This window comes from Bacteroidota bacterium, from assembly GCA_013696965.1.
In the GTDB taxonomy this organism is placed as follows: domain Bacteria; phylum Bacteroidota; class Bacteroidia; order JACCXN01; family JACCXN01; genus JACCXN01.
Genome location: JACCXN010000038.1, coordinates 1 through 24,521, shown reverse-complemented (window position 1 = coordinate 24,521; position 24,521 = coordinate 1). Strand labels below are relative to the sequence as shown.

At 32.5% G+C, this 24,521-nt stretch carries 13 protein-coding genes; 12 read left to right on the top strand and 1 reads right to left on the bottom strand.

The genetic code is table 11. From position 1 onward, the window contains the following. Nucleotides 1-293 precede the first annotated feature (293 nt). The 4 genes from H0V01_06205 (at nt 294) to H0V01_06190 (ending at nt 12,944) form a co-directional block, all read left to right on the top strand. Complete coding sequence (locus H0V01_06205; protein ID MBA2582965.1) at nt 294-3,260, top strand: CotH kinase family protein; 2,967 nt, start codon at nt 294-296, stop codon at nt 3,258-3,260. 174 nt (nt 3,261-3,434) lie between these two features. Beyond that, a complete protein-coding gene (locus tag H0V01_06200; protein MBA2582964.1) occupies nt 3,435-6,365 on the top strand; it encodes a CotH kinase family protein in 2,931 nt (976 codons plus the stop codon). A gap of 410 nt (nt 6,366-6,775) precedes the next feature. Further along, nucleotides 6,776-9,712 (top strand): CotH kinase family protein, encoded by a 2,937-nt coding sequence (locus H0V01_06195; GenBank protein MBA2582963.1) that lies wholly within the window; start codon nt 6,776-6,778, stop codon nt 9,710-9,712. 259 nt (nt 9,713-9,971) lie between these two features. Then, nucleotides 9,972-12,944 carry a CotH kinase family protein gene (locus tag H0V01_06190; protein ID MBA2582962.1) on the top strand — a complete coding sequence of 991 codons (2,973 nt, stop codon included), beginning with the start codon at nt 9,972-9,974 and terminating at the stop codon, nt 12,942-12,944. 714 nt (nt 12,945-13,658) lie between these two features. Here H0V01_06190 and H0V01_06185 read toward each other — a convergent pair. Continuing rightward, nucleotides 13,659-15,365 carry a T9SS type A sorting domain-containing protein gene (locus H0V01_06185; GenBank protein MBA2582961.1) on the bottom strand — a complete coding sequence of 569 codons (1,707 nt, stop codon included), beginning with the start codon at nt 15,363-15,365 and terminating at the stop codon, nt 13,659-13,661. 735 nt (nt 15,366-16,100) lie between these two features. On the opposite strand from H0V01_06185, the gene H0V01_06180 reads away from it, so the two are divergent. The 8 genes from H0V01_06180 (at nt 16,101) to H0V01_06145 (ending at nt 24,318) form a co-directional block, all read left to right on the top strand. Then, entirely contained in the window at nt 16,101-18,938 is a 2,838-nt protein-coding gene (locus H0V01_06180; protein ID MBA2582960.1) for a CocE/NonD family hydrolase, read from the top strand. Between the two features lie 159 nt (nt 18,939-19,097). Next, nucleotides 19,098-19,397 (top strand): helix-turn-helix transcriptional regulator, encoded by a 300-nt coding sequence (locus tag H0V01_06175; protein MBA2582959.1) that lies wholly within the window; start codon nt 19,098-19,100, stop codon nt 19,395-19,397. A 28-nt stretch (nt 19,398-19,425) separates the two neighbouring features. After that, the gene (locus H0V01_06170) at nt 19,426-20,829 is read left to right on the top strand and encodes an MBL fold metallo-hydrolase (protein MBA2582958.1); all 1,404 of its coding nucleotides are present in this window, start codon (nt 19,426-19,428) and stop codon (nt 20,827-20,829) included. Between the two features lie 41 nt (nt 20,830-20,870). Then, entirely contained in the window at nt 20,871-21,167 is a 297-nt protein-coding gene (trxA, locus tag H0V01_06165; protein MBA2582957.1) for a thioredoxin, read from the top strand. A gap of 140 nt (nt 21,168-21,307) precedes the next feature. Beyond that, nucleotides 21,308-21,691 (top strand): rhodanese-like domain-containing protein, encoded by a 384-nt coding sequence (locus tag H0V01_06160; protein MBA2582956.1) that lies wholly within the window; start codon nt 21,308-21,310, stop codon nt 21,689-21,691. Nucleotides 21,692-21,922: 231 nt separating this feature from the next. Next, a complete protein-coding gene (locus H0V01_06155; GenBank protein MBA2582955.1) occupies nt 21,923-22,645 on the top strand; it encodes a TonB family protein in 723 nt (240 codons plus the stop codon). 472 nt (nt 22,646-23,117) lie between these two features. After that, the gene (locus tag H0V01_06150; protein ID MBA2582954.1) at nt 23,118-23,990 is read left to right on the top strand and encodes a cyanophycinase; all 873 of its coding nucleotides are present in this window, start codon (nt 23,118-23,120) and stop codon (nt 23,988-23,990) included. A 76-nt stretch (nt 23,991-24,066) separates the two neighbouring features. Continuing rightward, nucleotides 24,067-24,318 (top strand): 30S ribosomal protein S20, encoded by a 252-nt coding sequence (locus H0V01_06145; GenBank protein MBA2582953.1) that lies wholly within the window; start codon nt 24,067-24,069, stop codon nt 24,316-24,318. Nucleotides 24,319-24,521 lie beyond the last annotated feature (203 nt).

The following is a 24,521-nucleotide window of genomic DNA, read 5'->3' as shown; positions in this document are numbered from 1 at the left end:
ACAAAAACAAAGAAGTTTACTTTGTTCATTAATCCTTTGATTTGAATTAAACATAGCACTAAAATCATTTATAATGGTAATTTCTCAAAATGTAGAATAAATGCTTCATTAGAATTTAAGAAAGATATTAAAGAGGAGTTGATTCATTTGTTAGAGGGTTAAAATCAAAGTATTTGCAAAGAGGGAACAATGAAAATGAATGAGTTTAAAGAAATGGCAATATATTTTATAAGAAATAATAACAAGATTTATGAAAAAAGGAAATAAAGAGTATTAAAAAATTTAAAAAAGAGATGAAAAAAACGTTTTGTACAATAGCTTTTTTGTTTTTATTTATTATCACAAATGTGGTTTATAGCCAGGTTGTGATAAATGAAATTTCAAATTCCAATGGTTCACTTCTTTTGGATGAAAAGCAAGAAACACACGATTGGATTGAAATATTTAATTCTGGCTCTCAAAGCGTAAATTTATTAAATTATTCACTTTCTGACAATCCAAAAAAACCTAAAAAATGGCTTTTTCCTAACATTGTTTTAGAACCCTACTCCTTTAGAATTGTTTATGCATCAGGAGAGGATACACTAGTCAATAATTATCTTCACTCAAACTTTAAATTATCAAAAACCGGGGAAGAAATAATACTAAGTGATGCAAATGAAAATATTATAGATTATTATAGTTTAGGAGAACTTCAAAACAACCATGGGGTTGGAAGAAAGCCAGATGGAGGAGAAAAATGGTGTCTTTTTGATATTCCAAGTCCAGGGAAAACCAACAATAATTCACCCTGTTATGATGGTTATGAACCCGATCCTGTTATTTCATTAAACTCAGGATTTTATTCAGCCTCTCAAATAGTTGAACTCTATACTCCATCATCCACAGGAATTATTCGATATGAATTAGATGGAGGATTTCCATCGGGATCAGCAAGTATTTATTCTTCGGCCCTAGTTATAAATTCAACAAAAATTGTTTCGGCAAAATGTTACAGTAGTAGTAATCGCTTGCCAAGTAATACAATAAAAAGATCGTATTTTATTAATGAAACAAATTGTGATCTTCCTATATTTTCCATCACTTTAGATCCCTCTGACTTATGGGATTATAACACAGGAATATATGCAATGGGACCAGGTGCATCAACAACATATCCTTATAAAGGTGCAAATTTTTGGAAAGATTGGGAAAAATTATGTCATGTTGAATATTTTGATAAACAAAAAGTTAAACAATTTGAAATGAATGCAGGAGTATCTATTCATGGTGGTTACTCAAGGGGAGAAGGCCAAAAAAGTCTTAGGATTAAATGTAAGTCTGAATATGGAACAACAGTACTAAATTACCCCTTGATACCTGAAAAGTCTGTGATAGGTGTTTTTAAGTCTTTTAACCTGCGCAATGGAGGTCAGGATTATAGTTACACTCGTTTTAGAGATGCATTTATGCAAAGAATTATGAAAGATTGCCATGTTGACATAATGGGTTACGAACCAGCTTTGGTTTTTTTGAATGGGGAGTATTGGGGAGAATATGAGATAAGAGAACAGCAGGATGCAAAATATATAGAAAATAATTTTGGAGTACCTGAGGATCATTTGGACTTACTTACTCATAAAGGTTATTTAAGAGCGCTTTCAGGAACATTGGATGGATTCAATTCAATGCACAATTTCATAAATACTTCAGATCCTCAAAGTTCAACATTCTATCCTAAAGTGGAACAAATGCTTGATCTTGAAAATTTCGCAGATTATTTTATTGCCCAAACCTATTATTCTAATAATGATTGGATTGACCATACTACTGTTAGTAATAATATCAAACTATGGAGACAAACAAATCCAGATGGAAAATGGCGCTATGTTTTTTGGGATATTGATCAAGCATCAGGACTATATGGTTATGCTCCAACTATTAACAATTTACCTGCTGTTATAAGCCCAAACGACCCAAACCAACATTCCGATATTTTAGGCAAATTACTTAAAAACAGTCAATTCAACATTTATTTTATAAATAGGTATGCAGATCTAATGAATACAGTTTTTCAATATAAAAATATAAAAGAAACTGCTTATGCAATGCGTGATTCAATTCGAACATCAATGCCCCGGCATAAAGTGAAATGGCCAGGAAATTACGAAAAATGGTTAAAGGATGTTGATCAAATGGTAAACTGGCATTTTAAAAGACTCGATCTTCAAAGGGGCTTTGTTCAAAGTCAGTTTAACCTTCCTTCACAAGTAATGGTAAGCTTAGAAACTTTCCCTCCTAATGCAGGAAGAATAAGGATAAGTACTATTATTCCAGATAGTCTTCCCTGGAAAGGTGTTTATTATAATGGTGTACCAGTAACCCTAACAGCAATTCCCAATCCTGGTTTTACTTTTGAGAATTGGGGCATCAATGGAAATATTGCAAATCCCGATATTAATGAGTCAATAACACTAAATATAAGTACAGATGATACATTTATAGCTCATTTTACAGGTTCAGCGGTTGAACCAAAACTAACATGGAGTGAAGTAAATTACAACTCCAATCCAAACACTGACGCTGGGGATTGGATAGAATTACATAATTTTGGTACTGTTTCAGTAAATCTGTCGGGTTGGTACATAAAGGATAAAAACAGTTCCAGAAAATTTGAAATTCCATTTGGAACTATGATACCTTCAAATGGTTACATTGTTTTTAGTTGTGATACTAAAAAATTTGTAGCGAATTTCCCTTACGTAAAAAATTTTATTGGTCAGCTACCTTTTGATTTTAAAAGCAGCGGTGATTTAATCACACTGTCTAAATACGATCACAGTATATGTTTATCAGTTTCGTATAGTTATGACTTTCCTTGGCCCAGAGAAGCGAATGGGTTAGGCAGAACATTGGAGTTAAAAGAACCCTCATCCGATCTTAATTTGGCCTCCAATTGGTTTGCAGGTTGTATTGGAGGGTCTCCGGGAATAGCATACAATTCGGCCTGTATTACAGCTGTTGATGAAGTGGCTCAATCCACACCTTTAAAAATTGCTCCTAATCCGGCAACGGGTTCCATTACCGTTGAATTTCTATCAAATGATAGCCAAGACTTACATTTTGAAATGTATGATTTATTTGGAGTAAAAATCAAACAAGTACTATTTTCTAATAATAAAAGAATAATTGTAGATCGAGATGGACTTGCAGCTGGAATATATATTATTAAAGTAGGTAATAGTAAAGGATTCACAACAAAAAAAATTATCTATCAATAATGAAAGTTTAAGTCAGGAAAATCAAAACAATGTTATCCTAAGTCATATTTAGCTCCAAATTACTTCTTAATATAATGGTAGAGGAAAAGACAGTATGTGTAGATCGTTTCTTGATCTATAAAGAGATTTGAAAACAATAAATTTTGGATTAAAAACAGTAAAAAAACATATTTAATGAAAAAACTCCTTTTCTTCGCTTTATTTTTAAATTTATTTTTAACGAATTCTTCGTACAGCCAAATAGTAATAAATGAAATTTCCAATGCAAATGGTTGCATTTTAATTGACAAAAGCGATGAAAGTTATGATTGGATTGAATTATATAATTCCTCAACCCAGCCATATAATTTACGAGGCCATTCAGTTACCGATAATACAAAGAAACTTGATAAATGGACTTTCCCTGAAATTACTATACAACCACTTTCTTATCTAGTTGTTTTTGCATCTGGAATGGACATCAAATCCGGACAATATCTCCATACCAATTTTAAACTTAAATCAACAGGAGAAAAAATAATTTTAAGTGATGATGATGGAAATATTATTGATTTTTTTGAAATAGGGCAGCTGCAATACAATCATTCTTTTGGAAGAAAACCAGATGGAGCAACACAAATTTGTTTGTTTAATACTCCTACTCCGGCTGCTAGCAATAACAATTCTTCTTGTTATGATGGTTATGAGCCAGCTCCAGTATTTTCAATAAATGCAGGGTTTTACCCATCTAGTCAAACAGTAGAGTTATATACACCTTCTCAGACTGGAATAATTAAATATAGATTAGATGGAAATGTTCCTTCTAATTCCTCGACTACCTATTCATTGCCTATAAGTGCAGATAAGACTACAGTTGTATCCGCTATTTGTTATAGCAGTGGCAACAGGCTCCCGAGTAGCGTAGTAAAACGAACTTACTTTATTAATGATAGTAGTTTTGATTTGCCAGTATTTTCAATTACTATGGCTCCAGATGATTTATTTGATGATAATATAGGGATTTATACCAACTACGAACAGGATTGGGAAAAACAATGTTATATAGAATATTTTGATAAACAAAAAGTCAAGCAATTTGAATTATCAGCGGGAATAAAAATTCAGGGGAATTATTCAAAAATACAAGCTCAAAAGAGTTTCAGGATCCTTACTCGAAAAGAATATGGAACATCATGGCTTGAATATCCCTTAATTCCTGAGAAACCTCATATAAAATCCTACAAAAGGTTTAATTTACGCAATGGTGGTGGAGATTATAGTTATTGTAGAATTAGGGATGCTTTTATGCAAAGAGTTTTAAAGGACTCACCTGTAGATAGAATGGGATATGAACCAGCCATAGTATTTTTAAATGGAGAATATTGGGGACAATATGAAATTAGAGAACAACAAAACACACAACATCTATTAAAGAATTACGGAATTCCCGAGGACCAGGTAGATCTGCTGTATCATAAAGGAGATTTTGTTAGGGCTCAAGCAGGTTCTGTTGATGAATTTTATGTTATGCATGATTACATTTCATCCATCAGTCATCAAAAATCGGATTTTTATAAATTAGCCAATCAAACACTGGATTTGGAAAACTTTACAGATTATTTTATTGCAGGAATATACTATTCAAACCGTGATTGGATTGACAATACTGCCCCAGCCAATAATATTAGATTATACAGGGAAAAAAAGCCGGATTCTAAATGGAAATATATGTTTTGGGATTTAGATATGGGATCGGGGTTATATGATAAACCAACTGATAGGGTAAATAATTTGGCAATGGTTAGAAATCCCATGGAGCCTAATGTTCATTCAGATATCTTTAGGTATTTAAGTCAAAATACTGAATTTAGAAACTATTTTGTTAACAGATATGCTGATTTAATGAATACTGCTTTTCAATTAGAAAATATAAAAAAAGTTGCATACGATATGCGAGATTCCATAGCTTCCTCTATGGAAAGACACCAGGATAAATGGGGGAAGGATTATGCGTGGTGGCACTATTCAGTAGATAAAATGGTGAATTGGCATAAAAGAAGAATGCCCTATGCAAGAAAACATTTAAATGATGAATTTAGTTTAAAAGGACAGGTAAATATTACTTTAACTACTTCTCCTCCAAATTCGGGGAGAATCAAGATAAGTACGATTATTCCTGACAGCCTTCCCTGGAAGGGCGTTTATTACAATGGAGTGCCTGTAACAATAACAGCTATTCCAAACCCCGGTTTTACTTTTGAAAAATGGGGAATTAACCAAAGTGTTTCCAATCCTGTTTTTAATGAAGCCTTTACTGTAAATATAGGTGCGGATGATACATTTACTGCTTATTTTACAGGTTTAGCTGCTGAGCCTAAAATTACTTTCAGTGAAATAAATTACCATTCATCTTCAGCAAATGATGCAGGAGATTGGCTGGAAGTAAACAATTATGGAGACATTGCCCTAAACATTACTGGTTGGTATTTAAAAAATGGAAATAATTCAAATTTATATCAAATTCCCTTTGGAACAATTGTGCCTGTTAATGGCCATATTGTTTTTAGTTGTGATACTCAAAAATTTGTTAGCCAACATCCTTTCGTGGCAGTTGTTAAAGAACAGCTTCCTTTTAATTTAGCCAACAGCAGCGAACAGATAAGCTTATTAAATTACGATTATAAACCAGTAATCTCAGTTACGTATCTCGATTCACCTCCTTGGCCTAAGGAAGCTGATGGAATGGGAAGAACATTAGAGTTGAAGGATCCACTAATTAATCTGGATTTATCATCCAATTGGTTTGCGGGATGTATTGGTGGTTCTCCAGGAATAGCTTATAATGCTCAATGCCTTACAATTGTTGACGAGGTGGAGCAAGAATTGTCAGCACTTACAATTTCCCCAAATCCTGCAAGTGGTTCAATAACAGTTGAAATGGATACAAGCGAAACGAATGAATTCCTATTTGAGTTGTATGATATGTTTGGAGTTAAAATAAAACAAATTAAATTTACTCCTACCACCAAGTTGATTGTACCTCGAGAAGGTCTTCTTGATGGAATTTATTTTATAAAAGTGAGTAATGGCAAGGGTTTTATAGCGAAAAAAATTATATATATGTAAAAGGGAGATTAAATTGGAGAAAATTCAATAAATACTATAACCCTAGTTCAGTCTTAGTTTTCATCCTTTTTCTTCCTTACTTTATTAAAAATACTTTTAGTGTATTTATTTGAAGCTTATTAACCCTTCAGTCTAAACTCTTTGTTTCTTTTCAATTTAATGCAACTATTGCATACAATAAATGATGAAAACAGAACAGTTCCCAAAGCTAAATAATCAAATTTCTATAGAGTGAATAAATTCCTCAGTTTGCATATTAATTTGCTTTCTAAATAATTTCAGTGACATTTTATGGTGGGCTTTTTGGAATTCCAAATCTCAAAAATACAGAAGGATTTTTGTGGCAATATTATTATATGAAATTAGAAAGCAATTTAAGTTGTTTTTCAAATTCTAATGATTCAGTTTTTATGAAAAAATATTTCTTTTTGTTGACTTTTGTTTTAGTTCTTGTCATCCAAAAAACTTTGTATAGTCAAGTAATAATAAATGAAATTTCCAATGCAAATGGTTCCATTTTAATGGATGAAAGCGGGGAGAACAATGATTGGATTGAAATTTATAATTCATCTTCCCTTCCTGTTAATTTATTAAACTATACACTTTCAGATAATATAAACAAGTTTGATAAATGGACTTTCCCTGATTTTATAATAGAACCACTTTCGTATAAAATTATTTTTGCTTCGGGAAAGGATATAAAAAATGGAAAATACCTTCACACTAATTTTAAGCTCAAATCAACTGGAGAAAAAATTATATTTAGTGATGATGATGGAAACATTGTTGATAATTTTGAAATAGGTCATTTACAATACAATCATTCTTCGGGGAGAAGTCCTGATGGAGGAACAAATTTATGTTTGTTTAATACTCCCTCTCCTGGTGCTACCAATACCAATTCTGCTTGTTATGAGGGGTATGAGCCTGAACCTGCATTTTCTTTGAATGCTGGTTTTTATCCCAGTAGTCAAACAATTGAATTGTATACTCCCTCGCCTTCGGGGATAGTAAAGTATAGTGTAGATGGTAGTTTTCCCTCTAATTCATCGAGTACTTATGCCAATCCAATTAATGCAAATAAGACCAGTATAATTTCCTCTGTTTGTTATAGCAGTGGTAACAGGCTTCCGAGCAAAGTTATAAAACGAACTTATTTCATTGATGAGAACAGCTTTGATCTTCCCGTATTTTCTATAACAATGAATCCCAAGGATTTGTTTGACAACAGTACTGGAATTTATATGAATTTTAAACAGGATTGGGAAAAGTTATGTCATGTAGAGTATTTTGATAAACAAAAAGTTAAACAGTTTGAACTGGATGCGGGGATTAAAATACATGGAGGTTTCTCAAGGGCTAAACCACAAAAGAGTTTTAGAATAAAATGTCGAAAAAAATATGGAACCTCTGTGCTTAATTTCCCTTTGATACCTGAAAAACCGAAGGTAACTTGGTTTGAATCTTTTAATTTACGAAATGGAGGCACAGATTATAATTATACCCGATTTAGAGATGCATTTTTACAAAAGGTAATGAAAAACGAAAATGTAGGTACAATGGGATATGAGCCTGCCATTGTTTTTTTAAATGGCGAATATTGGGGAGAATATGAAATAAGGGAAAAGCAGGATGAAAAATACATTGAAAGCAATTATGGGGTTCCAGCAGAAAAGGTTGATTTATTAACCCATAAAGGAAGTATTAGGGTTCTTTCAGGATCGGATACATCATTTTACAGCATGCACAACTATATAAAAACTACCGAGGCAAAGAGTTCTACTTTTTATAACAATGTTGGGAAAATGATTGACATTGAAAACTATGTTGATTATTTCATTGCGGAAATTTATTATCATAACAATGATTGGATAAAGCCAAGTGGGGGTAGCAACAATATAAAGCTTTGGCATTCCCAATTACCAGGTGGAAAATGGAGATATGTTTTTTGGGATTTGGATATGACAAGTGGAATATTTGGAATCTCGGCTAGCTCGAATAATCTTTCAGGAATAATAAATCCGCCTAATTACAATATTCATTCTGAAATGTTTAGTTCAATGTTAAATAACCAGGAATTTAAGTACTATTTTGTAAATAGGTTTGCAGATCTTATGAATACTGTTTTCCAATATGATAGTTTAATAAAAGTTGCTTACCCCATGCGCGATTCGATTAGCTCATCCATGCAAAGACATCAGGAGAGGTGGGGAGGGAGTTACAATGCATGGAATAATTCAGTTGACAATATGCTAAATTGGTTTAGTGCCAGAGGAGATCACGTTCGAAACCATATTCAAACGGAGTTTAACCTGGTGAAGCAGGTGGAGTTAAATTTAGTTGTTTCACCTTATAATGCAGGAAGGATAAAGATCAATTCAATTATACCTAAATCTATTCCCTGGAATGGGGTTTATTATGATGGTGTTCCAGTAACTATTACTGCTATTCCAAATCCTGGTTTTACTTTTGATTATTGGGGAGTAAACAAAAATATTTCAAGTGTGGATCCAAATGAAAAAATTACATTAAATATCAGTTCTGACGATATTTTTACAGCCTATTTTAAGGGTTCTGCCATTGAGCCTAAAATTACTTTCAGTGAAATAAATTACCATTCAGCATTTGAGAATGATGCTGGTGACTGGTTGGAATTGCATAATTATGGAGAATTACCTGTAAACCTAACAGGATGGTATATTAATAACGGGAATATGGCTAATTTATATCAAATTCCTTTCGGAACAATAATACCCCCTAATGGATATGCTGTTTTTAGTTGTGATACTCAAAAATTTGTAAGCCAACATCCCTTTGTTACAATTTTTACAAGTCAACTTCCATTTAATCTTTCCAATAGTAGTGAAACAATTAGTTTGTTGGACTATGATTACAAACCCGTTGTATCGGTAACCTATAGTGATGCTAGCCCATGGCCAAATGAATGTGATGGTAAAGGGCGAACATTGGAATTAAAAGATCCAATGGAAAGTCTGGATGTTGGTTCAAATTGGTTTGCAGGATGCTTTGGAGGATCACCTGGAGTTGGCTATAATGCAGAATGCCTGACAGGAATCCTTGAAAAAGTCATAAACAACCATTTTCATTTGGAAATTGGACCAAATCCTTCCGATGACCTAATTGTAATTAAGATTATTTTGGATAAAGAAATTCTAAGTGATTTATCTTTTTCAATGTATGACTTTACCGGAAAAGAAGTTAAAAAAATAAAATCCTTGGAAAATAATGAATTAGTGCTTGACCGGAAAGATTTTGTCCCTGGAATTTATATTGTGAAAACTGGAAATTCTACTCATTTTATTACAGAAAAAATTATTTTCCAATAATAAAATAAGCACTAAGCTTTTTGACACTATTATTAGTAGTATATAGCCAATCCGATTAATGCACACTTTGTGGAAAATAATACATCAAAATTAATTCAATGTATTAAAAATAATAGAACGATAAATTATTCTTGGTTGATTCCTAAAGAAATAAGTGCATGTATTGAAATGGCAACATTTTTATTATAATTTAATAAATAATTCATTTTTTTTTAGAAATGAAAAACATTTTTTTCTTCTGACTTTTTAATTTATTTAAATGAAAAAACCGTTTTTATTTTTTGTGTTTTTCCTGATGTTTTGTTTATCAAATTATTTAAAAGCTCAAATAGTGATAAATGAAGTTTCCAATGCCAATGGTTCCATTATTGGAGATGAAACAAATGAATTTAATGATTGGATAGAAATCTACAATAATAACCCTTTTCCCGTGAGTCTGTTAAATTATTCACTTAGTGATGATCCAGGCAAACCAGACAAATGGTTTTTTCCTGATATTTCTATAGATGCAAATTCATATAAAATAATATTCGCATCCGGTAAAGATATTTTGGATGAGAATTTTCTCCATACTAATTTTAAGCTTTCCTCAAATGGGGAGAATATAATACTTAGCGATGATGGCAATATTGTAGATAACTATTATTTAGGAATGTTGCAAAATAACAATTCTTTCGGTAGAAATCCGGATGGAAGTGATGTATGGTGCCTTTTTAATAACCCATCTCCAAACCTATCAAATAATAATTCCCAATGTTATGAAGGATATGAACCGGATCCCATAATTTCGTTAAATTCCGGGTTTTATTCATTTAACCAGGTTGTTGAACTTTTTACCCCTTCACCAACAGCCATCATTAGGTATACCCTTGATGGTGGATTTCCAACCAGTACATCAAGCTTATATTCGTCAGAATTACTTATAAATTCAACAAAAATTATTTCGGCTAAATGTTACAGCAGTGTAAATAAGCTTCCCAGTAAAACGGTAAAAAGCACTTATTTTATAAATGAGAATGAACTTAACTTGCCCATATTCTCAATTTCAATAAACCCCGAAGACCTTTGGGATAATAAAATCGGGATGTATGTAATGGGACCAGATGCATCACCTAAATTTCCATATTATGGTGCAAATTTTTGGAAATCGTGGGATAAATTATGCCATGTGGAATATTTCGATAATAAAAACATTAAACAATTCGAGTTGCAAGCAGAGTTACAAATACATGGCGGACGTTCAAGGGCTTTTGCACAACGAAGTTTCAGAATTGTTACCAAGAAAAAATTAGGACAAGGCCCAATTGAATATCCACTCTTTAGAGAAAAAAGTTTTATTAAGACCTTTAAAAGTATCAATTTACGTAATGGCGGCCAGGAATATGATGCCTCTCGTATTCGAGATGCATTTATGCATAGAATCCTTAAAAATACCAATGTTGATATAATCGAATACGAACCAGTAATAGTTTTTTTGAATGGAGAATATTGGGGGGTTTATGATATGAGGGAGCGACAGGATGAACATTATTTAGAAAGTAATCATAAAGTTGATGCTGACCTTGTGGATGTTTTAAAACACAGAGGTACTAAAATTTGGGCCCAGGCTGGTAGTAACGAGGATTTTTTAAAAATGGCTACAAAAATTAAGAGCGCAGACCATAAAAGTGCTGATTTTATTGAAAATGTTTCCCAAGCTCTTGATGTTAAGAACTTTGTTGATTACATGGCAAGTCAAATTTACTATGGAAATGACGATTGGATTGATAACACTAGCCCTTGTAACAATATAAGATTGTGGCGTTCGCAAAACTCAGGTAAATGGCGGTATGCTCATTTTGATCTGGATAAAGGATTAGGTGGAAAAAGGCGTGAGGTTGGAGTTAACAACCTGGCCATGGTTCATAATCCTATTGGCCCTAATGTTCATTCTGACATGTTAAGGGCATTACTAAAAAACACAGTATTCATGAATTATTTTGTAAACCGATATGCAGATATTATGAATACAACATTTCAACCAGTTAATATGGAAAAGATTGCATTTGAAATGCGGGATGAATTAGATCCTTTTATGCATCGTCATTTTGAAAAATGGGATGGCACTTATACTAAATGGCTATATGAAATAGATGAAATGTTGGAATTCAATAAACAAAGGTTACCCATTGCAAGACAACACATTCAAAATGAGTTTGCACTTAAAAATCAGGTAAATGTTACTTTAATTTGCTCTCCTTTAGAAGCAGGAAGGATAAATATTAATACTGTGATACCAGATAGCCTACCCTGGACAGGAGTTTATTTTAATGGCGTTCCAGTTACAATCACTGCAATTGCAAACCCAGGTTTTACTTTTGAATATTGGGGAAGTAATTCAATTATTTCAGATTTATATCAGGAATCCATTTTATTAAATATAAGTTCTGATGATAAATTTATAGCATATTTTACAGGCTCTTCAAAAGATGTTAAAGTTACTTTCAGTGAAATTAATTACAATTCTTCCATAGAGAGCGATGCAGGAGACTGGTTAGAATTACACAATTATGGAAATGTTTCAGTAAACCTTACAGGTTGGTATATCGATAATGGAAATAGGTCTAATTTATATCAAATTCCTTTTGGAACAATAATACCCCCTAATGGATATGCTGTTTTTAGTTGCGATACCCAAAAATTTGTTAGCCAATATCCCTTTGTAGCAAAATATACAAGTCAGATTCCCTTTAACCTCTCCAATAGCGGTGAAAAAATTAGTTTGTTAGACTATAATTACAAGATGGTATTATCGGTGAATTATAGTGATGCAAGCCCCTGGCCCATGGAAGCTGACGGCATGGGGAAAACATTGGAGTTAAAAGATCCATTAGTCAGCCTTGACCTTCCCTCCAACTGGTTTGCAGGCTGTTTTGGCGGCTCACCAGGTAAACAATACAATCCAGAATGTTCAACAGGAATTTTACAAAATGAATTGTTAAATTCATTCCAAGTGGAAATTGGACCTAATCCATCCTTTGACTTTATTAAAATAAAAATCATATTAACTCATGGCGATCTTAGTGATTTATCTTTTTCAATGTATGATTATATGGGCAATGAGATTAAAAGAATGAATTCACTAGCCGAATACGAAATACGTATTGACCGAGATAATTTTTCACCTGGAATGTATTTTATTAAAATATGTGATAAAAAATCATTTATTTCAAAAAAAATTATTTTTTATTAAAGCTTCAATAGAATTAACAAAGCAAATTTTCCTTATTAAAGCATCAAAGTGTATTAATTAATAATAAAACTCCTAATTGTGTTATTCATCAAATTAACTTTCTATTCCTATTAACAATAAAAAATGGTAATGAATTTCATAAAAAGTAAGAAAAAAATAGGATTCGTTACTTTTCGTTTAAAAATTTCATGCAGTTTAATATAAACAAACAAGCCAATATTCTGATCCTGTTTGATTTTGTATAGTAATAACTAAGTTCGATTATAATAATATTTCGTGCAATTTGTCAGAGATTCCTCACGCTGTCTAGAATGACGGGGATATATCCTGGTCCTGTTTGGATTTTATATAGTAATAACCTGAGTTCGAATATAATTATGTTTCGTGCAATTTGTCAGAGTTTTCTCACTTAACTAAATTCGATTATAATTATTTTTCGTGCAATTTGTTATCACGCTGTTTGGAATGACGGGGATTTATCCTGGTCCTGTTTTGATTTTTTTTGTGCATTGTAGATATTCCTCCCTTTGGTCGGAATGACAGGAATTTTATTCTATGAGGGGTTAAGGGTTAAATGGCGGTAAAACAGCCATTTAACCCTTAACCTCTTTTAAGGCTAATAACTGTCATTCTGGAAATGAAGCGCAGCTAATGAGGAATCAGTATCAGTTACAGGTTTGCTATTTAATAATTGAACTCAAGTTAATGTAATTATTATTCTGTCAGGATTATTCTAGTACTGTAAACATTTTTATCTGATTCAATTTGGATTGAATAAACCCCAGTGGCAATTGAATAATCATTTATTTCTATTTGTTTATTTAAATGCCCATCAATTAAAGTAAATTTTTCATTAAGTACAACTCTGCCTACCTGATCAATCATCTTTAACACTACAGAATTTTTGGAGTTTTCACCATCATTAAAATTAATAGTAAAATTGTTATTAGCAGGGTTTGGATAAACCTTAAAATCCATTAATTTTTCACCATTGATTTTTTCGGGATCTTCATTTTTTTCAATTGTCTTTAATTGAGTAACCGGGTCGGAATAATTAGTGCAAGCGGGAGGAAGGTTAGCATTTGCATGTCCATTTAGTTTGTACTCACACTTTTTTTTAATGTTTCCGGCTTTATCAAACACCAATAAAATTGTAGATTGGTTTTCGATTATATCATCGTATTCAATATCTAAATCAGCATTAACATTGATTTTTAAATTGTTGTTACCGGAAACATCAGCTGTATTTAAACGAAGTTTAAAATCATAATTGCTGCTCTGGCTTTGATTTAATATAATTACAGCTATTTGAGTTGTATCTTTACTTCCAAAAACCTTTATATTGCCCTTATTGTCTGTGGCATTACAATAATTTCCTTTGAAGTTTCCTGCCATTAATTTAAAATGATGGTAGCTAGGCTTTTTGTTACCGTTGTTTCTATCTAAATAACCAATATTTAAGGCTTGTGTATTTCCTTCAACAACACTCCAGAAATTAAAAAAACCAAGATTTTTCTTTAATCCAATCCCCATCATTTCAACCCAAAACTGGCCCCCGATAAAACTATTGGCACCAACTCCATTTAAATTGTCTGTATCGCTGTTTTTGAAATTTATATTAGCCTCTGTAACTGCTGTTATTAATGCATTATCACCAGTTCTTCCATGCGCAGTATTACAATTTATTATTCTGGAGTTAAGAGACGAGAGACGATCCTGAAAATTTCCTGGAACAGTAAGGTTGGAAATAACTTCATCACGTGTCTGGGTGCCATTAAAAGGATAAGTATGAAATGAAATAACATCTATATAATACCTTCCAGCAGCATCTTTTCCTGTTATATCATCAGGACCTCCTGGTGAAGTTAATCCATTGATAATATTTGTATTATACCATGCTGTTTCAGGACCGATAATTTTTATTGAGGGATCTTTTGCTTTCATCGCAGAGGAAAAAGATCTTATATATGGTGCTACTTGAGAAGAACTTGTAAATTTATAGACATGATCCGGTTCATTTCCAATAATCCAGAATTTAATTTTTTTTCCCTTAGTAATATTTATATACTCTACTATTGCTGCTGCCTGGGATGCAGTGTATTTTCCATTAAAATAGGGAACCTGTATTATTGGTTCCATTCCATTCATTCTTATCGAATCAATCATTTTAATATATTGATAATTTGTAGGTTTATTATCATCAGGGCCAATTCCCCCAAAACGAATTAATTGTGCATTACTTTGCTTGATTTCCTGCCATTTATTGTGAAGCTGACCCCCAAACTTCTTGCTGCCTATTGAATCTGGCATCCAGCAATTCTGACCAAAAAAATAAGGTGAGATAGCTTGTGAGAAGGTATCCTGTGAAAGAATAAATAGCGCAATAATGGTAAGAACTGAGTAAATAGTTTTTGTTTTCATAGCTTTTTAGTTACAAGAAAAATTAATAATTAAATTATGGATTCAAGCAAATAGAAAATTTAACAACAATGAATTCAGTTGTACTGCCATTGTTTATTGTAATACTCGTGTTACAGTTGTTTGTAATGCTTTAATAATAGGCGTTTCCAGTAGCTAATAACTATAAAGTGTTGTTATTATTGGATTGTATGCAAAAAAAATATAAAAAAAAGCTCGTGCCTATTTTTTCCAATTGCCCTGATCAATTTCTATTAACCTATAAAACCTTAAATAGTTATTTTGTTTCCGGGAAAATTAAATATTGGATTTCAGCCCACGTTATTTGGTAAAAAAAACAATGCGAAAGGAAATTAAGAAAATGTTTTCCTGGACCTAATCTTCAATTTCATTTGGAAATATATTTTTTGCATTTGTTAAGTCGAACTAATCTAAAGGAAATTGGTTAGAAATGTTTAAAACTACTTATAATCAAAGCCTTAATGTAAATATATTTATGATCAAAATTGATTAACTTTAGGACTTAAGCATTAATTATTGAAAAATAGGATTATGAAATAGTCATGCACGAACCGTTCACAAACGCTAATGAATATAACATGGCTATCCCGAAATCGGGATGACCGTTAAAAAACAAATTATCTACATATGAAATAGCCATGCACCGAACAGTGCACAAACACTAATGAAGATAACCTGGCTATACCATATGACCTTTAAAAAACAAATTATCTACATATGAAATGTTTTTTCGCTTTAATTTTCTCCTGCTCCTGCTTAATTGGTTTTACACAATCAAATAACAATGGAAAATTGGATTTAATATCTGAATTTACCACACTTACAACTGTTCCATTTACAATGCCGGATGGGGTACAGCTAATGACAGATGTTTACCTTCCCATTACCTCTGATAGTTTAACCATCGACCTGAATTTTTTAGGATCTTCTTATAATTTACAAATTATCCCAAAAGGATTGCAATTGTTTGTTTATGACTCATTAAACGGGCATGCTAATTTCAATAAATACAGATTACCCTTGGTATTTACCAGAACACCCTACAATAAAGGATCTAATGATTTAATTGCATTGGCAATGAATATATTAGGATATGCTTATGTTTTACAAGATTTAAGAGGAAGGTATCAATCCCAGGGTGTCTATTTTCCTATGTACAGTGATGGATGGAAAAAGGATAGCTATCATCCGAATCAATCACATATTTTAGATGTAACATCACTTACTGATCAAAATAATTGCCTTTTTCATGAAGATGGAAAAAATTCCATACTCTTTATTATGGATAGTTTGTTGAAAAAGTATGATTTAGATAAAGATGGAATAGATGAATCCGAAGAACTAATTTACAATGGAAGTATAGCAATGTTTGGCGGATCAGCCTTGGGGAATACACAATATCAAGCTGCATCATCCATAAAGAATAATACAGCGCTTGATGGGCTGAAAGGCCTAATTCCTATTGTTGCCACGGCTGAATATTTTAATTCTACAGTGCAACACAATGGTGTTTTTAGAAGAGGACTAATGGCAGGATGGATTGAGAATCAAATGAAAATTATGGGTAATATTAATCCTGACGATACTGATATTCAAAATGCTATTCATTCAAATTTCGATTATGGTATGCTTTCTTCGGAGGATATTATTAACCTGGCTATTGACCAGTTTTCTACAATTCCAGATGAAAATGGGTATTCTGCCATATACCCGAATTATCAAAACCGCAGTGATATGGATGCAAGTTATGCTCCCGTTGATAATAATGGAGAATCGGCCCTTGATGGTCAGTTTAATAGGTATACTAATATGGAACTCCCTGTCTATCATCTAACAGGATGGTGGGATATTTTTATTGACGGTCAAATAAATACCTACAACAACATTATGAATCACACCAGTTTAAAAACCCAATCTCATCAAAAAATCATTATTGGCCCGTGGACTCATGGCACCATTGGAAGGGATACTGTTACAGACCAGGTTTTCCCAAAAAGTGTGTTTGATCTTAGTATTGCAGGAAAAATGGAAATCGCTAGTATTGAAAACATTGCAGAGGTATTTAAAGGGGAGGTGGCAAGTTGGTTAAGGTACCTTCTCAATTATGATTCAACTAATTTTATAGGTGAACCCAAGGTTCTGATTCCAAAAAGCAAAACTTGGCAGAATATCGGTAATTACAGTTTTAGTGTTCCATCCAAGGATTATTACCTGAGTTATTCAGACTTTTTAAATTTTATTACAGGACAAAAAGGACTAGCGGCTTTTCCTATTGAAATACAAATAGATGGCAATACCTTTTTTTATGAATTTAATATTCCTATCGATAGTTTTCAGCCTCCCGGAAGTAAATTATTTAGTGATCCTGTTGTTCCTTTTGTGGATTTTGCACAAATTCCAAATGTGCGATTTTATATTCCAGGGCCAATAAACGATGGAATTATTCAAAATAATTATGTAGGGAATTATTGGGTGAGTTCTGATCACTTTCCATTAACTCAAGGTGTAAGCGATTATACCCTTTATTTGCATGGTGATGGAAGTTTAGATTTGAACATTCCCAAGGCTGAGGAAATACCTAATAGCTATGTTCATGATCCAGATTCTCCTGTTTATACTGTTGGAGGAGGAAATCTGGATATATTAACACCAAAGAAAGATAGGGAAAATGCAGGGCCTATGAATTACAATGATCCTGAATTAGCACTCCATACTATGGATAGACCGGATGTATTGCACTTTGAAACTACGCTTTTTCAAGACACGCTTACCATTGTAGGAATACCTAAAGCAAAAATATACATTAGTTCACTTCCTCATGGATCAAGTTTTGGCCCTACTGATACCGACTTTTTTGTACGTATTATTGATGTGTACCCTGATGGAAGAGAATATTTTGTTGTTGAAGGTGCCATAAATGCAAGGGCCAGGGATTATGCCAAATCCTTAGCCCAGGCAAATGAAAATATCACTCTTCCTTATACCAATATTAATAGTGGTGAAATTTATGAACTCGAATTTAATTTGCTCCCTATTGCTTATTGTTTTGGCTTTAACCATAAACTAAAGGTTTTAATAAGCAGCAGTAACTGGCCTAGATATCAATCAAATCCAAATCTTCCAATTGAAAATGGTGCATTTTTTAGAAGGGAGCCCAAGGATGGAAAACCCTATGTTTTTAATGGAACAGAAATGTTTCCGCGTAAAGCCACTCAAAAAGTATATTTCTCTCCCGATAAGCCTTCACAAATTATTTTGCCTTTTTATTCAAATTTAAACATGGCCAATGAACAAGAAAAGAAAATTCCTGGCCCTGATTTTTCTTTACAAGTTTATCCAAATCCTACGCTTGAATTGTTGAATATACAATTAACCAGAAATGGTAATTACACATGCATTATTTATAATTTAATGGGGCAGGAGCTGCTATTATTTGATATTGTTAATTCAAAGCAAGCAAACATTAATATGAAGGGTTTTCAAAAAGGAATTTATACCCTAATTGTTGTTAATCAAAATCAACAACAGGAAATTACAAAAGTGGTAGTTTTTTAAGTAACAAAAATTGTTAAATTGTTTTTATCGTTTCATGCGGCTTTGCAAGTTTTCTATCAGCCGAGCAGCCAAATTTTATTCCATTGATTTTTACATTTGCTTTTTTTTCAATAATATTTATTTACCTTCGTATATAAATATATAGATAAGTATATATGAATGAAAACAATTAATAAAATAAATAGCACTGAATTTGAGATGGCAGCAGAAATGCTAAAATCTATTGCTCATCCTACACGATTGGCTATATTAAGCCTTCTTGAAATGGGAGAAAAAGTATCAGTTACTGATATTTATGGGCAATTGGGACTTGAGCAGGCTGTAGTATCACATCATTTAGGGATTTTAAAAAACAAAGGAGTTGTTGTTTCAATTAGAGATGGTAAACATTGCCTGTACTATTTAAAGCACAATTGCCTTTCAGAAATTTTACATTGTTTAAAAAAATGTCAATCCTAACAAAAAACATAAAAAATAAATTAATACTATGTACATCCAACAACTTTACACAACTTGTCTTGCAGAAGCAGCATATTATATTGAATCCAATGGAGAAGCTGCAATTATTGACCCTTTAAGGGAAACAGAACCATACATGGACTTGGCAAAAGCAAGAAATGCAAAAATTAAATATGTATTTGAAACTCATTTTCATGCTGATTTTGTTTCGGGCCATATTGATTTGGCAAGAAAAACAAATTCAACTATCGTTTACGGTCCAAAGGCCAAGCCTGATTACGATGCATATATTGCAAAAGACAATGAAAAATTTACTTTAGGTGATCTCACCATTAAAGTACTTCATACTCCAGGCCACACTCCCGAATCAGCAAGTTATTTACTTTTAGATCAAGACAATAAGGAATATGCTGTATTTACAGGAGACACCCTTTTTGTAGGAGATGTAGGCAGGCCAGATTTGGCTGTAAAAAGCGATTTAACACAGTATGATCTTGCCGGAATGCTGTATGATTCTTTAAACAATAAAATCAAAACATTAGCCGATGAAACAATTGTTTATCCCGCTCATGGGGCAGGTTCAGCTTGTGGAAAAAATATAGGAAAAGAAACTTTCAGCACTATAGGTCACCAAAAGAAATTTAATTACGCATTGCAGGAAATGTCTAAACAGGAGTTTATTAAGGCAGTAACAGAAGGATTATCTGCACCGCCAAAGTACTTTTTCCATGATGCTGCCATTAACCAAAAAGGCTATCAAAGCATTGATGAGGTAATGGAAAAAAATACAAATGAACTTACAGTTGAGGATTTTGAAAAGGCAATGAAAATCCAAAATGTTCAGGTTTTAGATACCCGAAATCCAGAAGAATTTGAATTGGGTTTTATCCCTGGTTCAATAAATATTGGCCTTAATGGGCAATACGGACCCTGGGTTGGTGCTTTGCTTGATCCAAAAAATCCTTTGTTGTTAATTGCAAGTAAAGGCAAAGAACAAGAAGCTGTTTTAAGATTGGCAAGAGTTGGATATGAAAATGTGAGCGGATATTTAAAAGATGGGATGCAAGCCTGGACAGGGGCAGGAAAAAAAACAGATACTGTGGAAAGTTTTGAGGCAGAAGAATTTGTGAAAAAAGCAAAAGCGGGAGAGGCCGTATTAGACGTAAGGAAGCCAGGGGAACATGCAAGTGGTGTAATTCCAGGGGCGCAATTAATTGATCTAAGTGTATTAAATGAAAATTTGGATAAACTGGATAAACAAAAACATTATTTCGTGCATTGTGCAGGAGGTTATCGTTCAATGATTGCAGTATCTCTGCTTAAAAAGATGGGTTATGAAAATTTAACCAATGTATTGGGCGGAATGGCTAAGATAAAGGAATTAGGTACTAAACTTGCACTGCCTGAAGGAAATCCTATGCGTTCATTGTAAGGATTTGTTATATTTTAATCATTTATCTAATCCTTAATAAAATGGGAAAATTTCAGGAATTAATAGAAGGAGAAAAACCGGTTTTAGTAGATTTTCATGCTGAATGGTGCGGTCCATGCAAAATGATGGCCCCAATTCTTAAAGAATTAGCCGGGAAAATTGAAGAAAAGGCAAAAATCATAAAGGTGGACGTAGATAAAAATCCGCAAGCAGCTCAAAAATACCAGGTACAAGGAGTACCAACATTGATTTTGTTTAAAAATGGAAAAGTTTTATGGCGGCAATCAGGCGTAGTTCCTGCAAATCAATTGGAACAAATTATCAATCAAAATATTTAAGGGCAGAGAAAATTTTAAATGTACAGGATTAAAAGCCTTAAAAGACTCTTTATCTACACTCTTTTTTGGGAGAAAACAACAAAAAACGAATCATTTAAAATAAATGATACAGATTAATTCATAATCAAATAAAAGCAAAAATGAGACTAACACTAAATTTTATATTTCTCCTGGTAATACTAACTTCAGGATGCTCAATTGCTCAAGAACCTGGAAATATTGATGCCAAGGAATTTTCCCGCTTGATAAATGAAAAAAACGGGGTGGTTATTGATATTAGAACACCTGAGGAATTCAGTACCGGACACATACCAGGTGCTGTCAACATCAACTATTACAATGAGGATTTTTTACAGCAAATTGTGAAACAATTCTCTAATGATATGCCACTTTTTTTATACTGTGCTTCAGCAAATAGAAGCACAAAGGCAATGAAACAAATGAAAGAGAACAATTTTACACAAGTTTATAACCTTATAAAAGGAATACCAGCCTGGAAAGAGGCCGGTTTTGAAACAGAATAAGGAAATTTAGTTTTTATACATTAACATATTTAGCCTTTTTCAATTAGCAACTTTTTTGTTAGGACATTCGTGATTCCCATCCAAAAAAATAAAAATGCATCAAAAGAGCAATTTCCTCAAGGCACTACTTACCTCAAATTAATGTTTTGGAACATGGAGGTTTTTGTTTATTCTTACTTATTTATTTTACTTTTGCTTTGTGCAGCATTACATTTAATCTGCCAATGATATATGAAATATTTTGTTTGTAATACTTGTATGCTTTTTTCTGGTTTTGGATCAATAGCACAGGATACTGTTTATTATGATTATAAATTCCAAATAACCAATGAGCAATCTCACTCATACTATCAAGTCAATTACACTTCAAAAAAACCATTTCACAGTAAAATGTTTTATCAAAATGGTGATATTTATTCTGTTAAAACCTATAATTCCAAAAAATTAAAAGAAAAAGATTCAGAGTCTATATATTATTTTAATAATAATCTTATCAGTAGAAAAGGAAGCTATAAAAAGAATAGAAGACATGGGGAATGGAAGTTTTATTTAAAAAGTGGGAATTTAAGTGGTATTGTTACATTTAACAAAGGCACTGTTATTAAATCAGAATATTGGAATGAAGATGGTTCTTTCCTCTTAGATATTAATCTGGCTAATCAAATGCCTTCTTTTGTAGGAGGGGAAAAGGCTTTGTTTGATTTTTTAAGATCAAACTTAGTTTATCCAGAAAATGCTAAATCAAATAATATTGTTGGAATAGTTAATGTAATATTCTTACTTACAGAAGATGGTAGAGTAATTAATGTTCATATAGCTAAAAGTATTAATAAGGAACTGGATCAGGAAGCGCTACGTGTGATAAAAATAATGCCTGATTGGAATCCAGGAATTCAATATAACAGTCCTGTAGAAGTCTGGTTTAAATTACCTATTAAGTTTAAACTACAATAAAACTTTCACAATAAACTGAAAGTAAAAATGGATTAAAAGAGTTTGAAAAAGTATAAGTTTGAGGTCTTTTAAATTGCCTCAATTACTTCAATACCCTCAACACAACAAGTACAATTATTAATTTCCTCAAGCAACAGGATATTAATTACCATCCTTCAGTTCAAAAGTAATCTTACTTTCTAAACAAATAGAAATAGCCAAAGGCTAGCATGGTGAAAGAACAATGCAGGTCTAAGTATCCTTGCAACTATACTTCAATACCATTTATCTCATTCTTTTGGTCCTATACATATTTTTCCTGATTTTATCATACGTGGAATTTTTATGCCAAAACAGGAAAAATCTATTAGAATCCCTCTTTTAAAAGTGTTTTTTTACCCTATAAAACAAAAGTTGTAAAAGGCAGGTGTTTTGTAAGGTGTTAGATATTAGACTATCGAATTAATACTATAAATGTTAATTTTTATTAAGAATGAAAAGAAGTAGGCCAAAAGGAAAATTGCTTGCGATTGGTGGCAATGAACATTCAAGCTTAGAACCTTTGGATTTTGTTCAAGAAAACAATCCTGAATTCATATCTGAAGAAATATTAAAAAGGATGATTGAAGAATGCAGGGATGGAAAAAATTCATTAATTGGGATTATTACCACCTCTTCAAGTTCTCCTATGAGAACTGCCGCGGACTTCAGGGATGTTTTTCATGAATTAGGATGTCATAGAACTGAAATACTTGATATACGTTCTAAGGATGAAGCAAATAAAACCCAAAACCTTAGGTTGCTCGAAAAATTAGATGCTGTATTTATTACAGGAGGCGATCAGGTTAGAATAGGAGATTATTTGTGTAATTCGGAATTTAACAGAATGCTTGTTGAAAAATACATGAACGAGGACTTTTTAATTGCAGGAACAAGTTCAGGTGCAATGGCACTGGCAGATTATATGATTTCCAGAGGGAGTGCAATGGAAGGATTTTACATGGGAGAAGTTGAAATATCCAGAGGCCTGTCTTTCATAAAAAATGTAATAATTGACACTCATTTTGACTCCCGTGGCCGGTTTGGACGATTGACACAAGCTGCATGTAAACAAAAGGCAACAGGTGTTGGAATTGGAGATGATACTGCAATTCTAATTACGCCAGAACAGGAACTTCATGTAATAGGCTCTGGAATTGTTACCATAATTGATATAAAAGAAATTATAGATTCTAACCTTGATTCAGTGCCCGATGGTGTTCCTTTTCGGGTAAAAAACCTTATTGTACATATACTTTCAAGAGATGACGTTTATAAAATCAAGGATTTATTCCCAGTTTACAAGCAGGAAGAGGTAATAGTTTAAAAAAATATGCGTTATAGATTTGTTGTAATGAAAATATTCAATATATTTGCAATCCTAAAAAAATAAAATATTTAAAATGGCAAATCACAAATCGGCAATTAAAAGAATCCGGGCAAACGATGCGAAAAGAATAAGAAATAGATATCAGGCGAAGACAACTCGTAACGCTATTAAAGTTGTTAGACTTTCTACTGATAAAAAAGAAGCATCAGAAAAACTTCCAAAAGTTATTTCTATGATTGATAAATTGGCTAAGAGAAACATTATCCATAAAAATAAAGCCGCGAATTTGAAATCAAAATTGACTAGAAAAGTTTCAGCTCTTTAATTCTTAAAAAACTTTTAATTTAAAATCCGGTTTAATGCCGGATTTTTTTTTGTTCCTTTTCTATTAGCCTTTTTTAGGATCAAGCGGAAAAGTTGGGGGGAATGAACAAAAATCATTTCTTTGCAAAAAATATTCTACGTGCAAAGAGATGAAAACCACAGCTTGGCAAACTTGATTTTGCCAGAAGGGATCTTGGAATTTTT

Bases quoted from the DNA above. Each gene is read 5' to 3' on its own strand.
- H0V01_06205 (MBA2582965.1), top strand. From the start codon at position 294: ATGAAAAAAACGTTTTGTACAATAGCTTTTTTGTTTTTATTTATTATC.
- H0V01_06200 (MBA2582964.1), top strand. From the start codon at position 3,435: ATGAAAAAACTCCTTTTCTTCGCTTTATTTTTAAATTTATTTTTAACG.
- H0V01_06195 (MBA2582963.1), top strand. From the start codon at position 6,776: ATGAAAAAATATTTCTTTTTGTTGACTTTTGTTTTAGTTCTTGTCATC.
- H0V01_06190 (MBA2582962.1), top strand. From the start codon at position 9,972: ATGAAAAAACCGTTTTTATTTTTTGTGTTTTTCCTGATGTTTTGTTTA.
- H0V01_06185 (MBA2582961.1), bottom strand. From the start codon at position 15,365: ATGAAAACAAAAACTATTTACTCAGTTCTTACCATTATTGCGCTATTT.
- H0V01_06180 (MBA2582960.1), top strand. From the start codon at position 16,101: ATGAAATGTTTTTTCGCTTTAATTTTCTCCTGCTCCTGCTTAATTGGT.
- H0V01_06175 (MBA2582959.1), top strand. From the start codon at position 19,098: ATGAAAACAATTAATAAAATAAATAGCACTGAATTTGAGATGGCAGCA.
- H0V01_06170 (MBA2582958.1), top strand. From the start codon at position 19,426: ATGTACATCCAACAACTTTACACAACTTGTCTTGCAGAAGCAGCATAT.
- trxA (MBA2582957.1), top strand. From the start codon at position 20,871: ATGGGAAAATTTCAGGAATTAATAGAAGGAGAAAAACCGGTTTTAGTA.
- H0V01_06160 (MBA2582956.1), top strand. From the start codon at position 21,308: ATGAGACTAACACTAAATTTTATATTTCTCCTGGTAATACTAACTTCA.
- H0V01_06155 (MBA2582955.1), top strand. From the start codon at position 21,923: ATGAAATATTTTGTTTGTAATACTTGTATGCTTTTTTCTGGTTTTGGA.
- H0V01_06150 (MBA2582954.1), top strand. From the start codon at position 23,118: ATGAAAAGAAGTAGGCCAAAAGGAAAATTGCTTGCGATTGGTGGCAAT.
- H0V01_06145 (MBA2582953.1), top strand. From the start codon at position 24,067: ATGGCAAATCACAAATCGGCAATTAAAAGAATCCGGGCAAACGATGCG.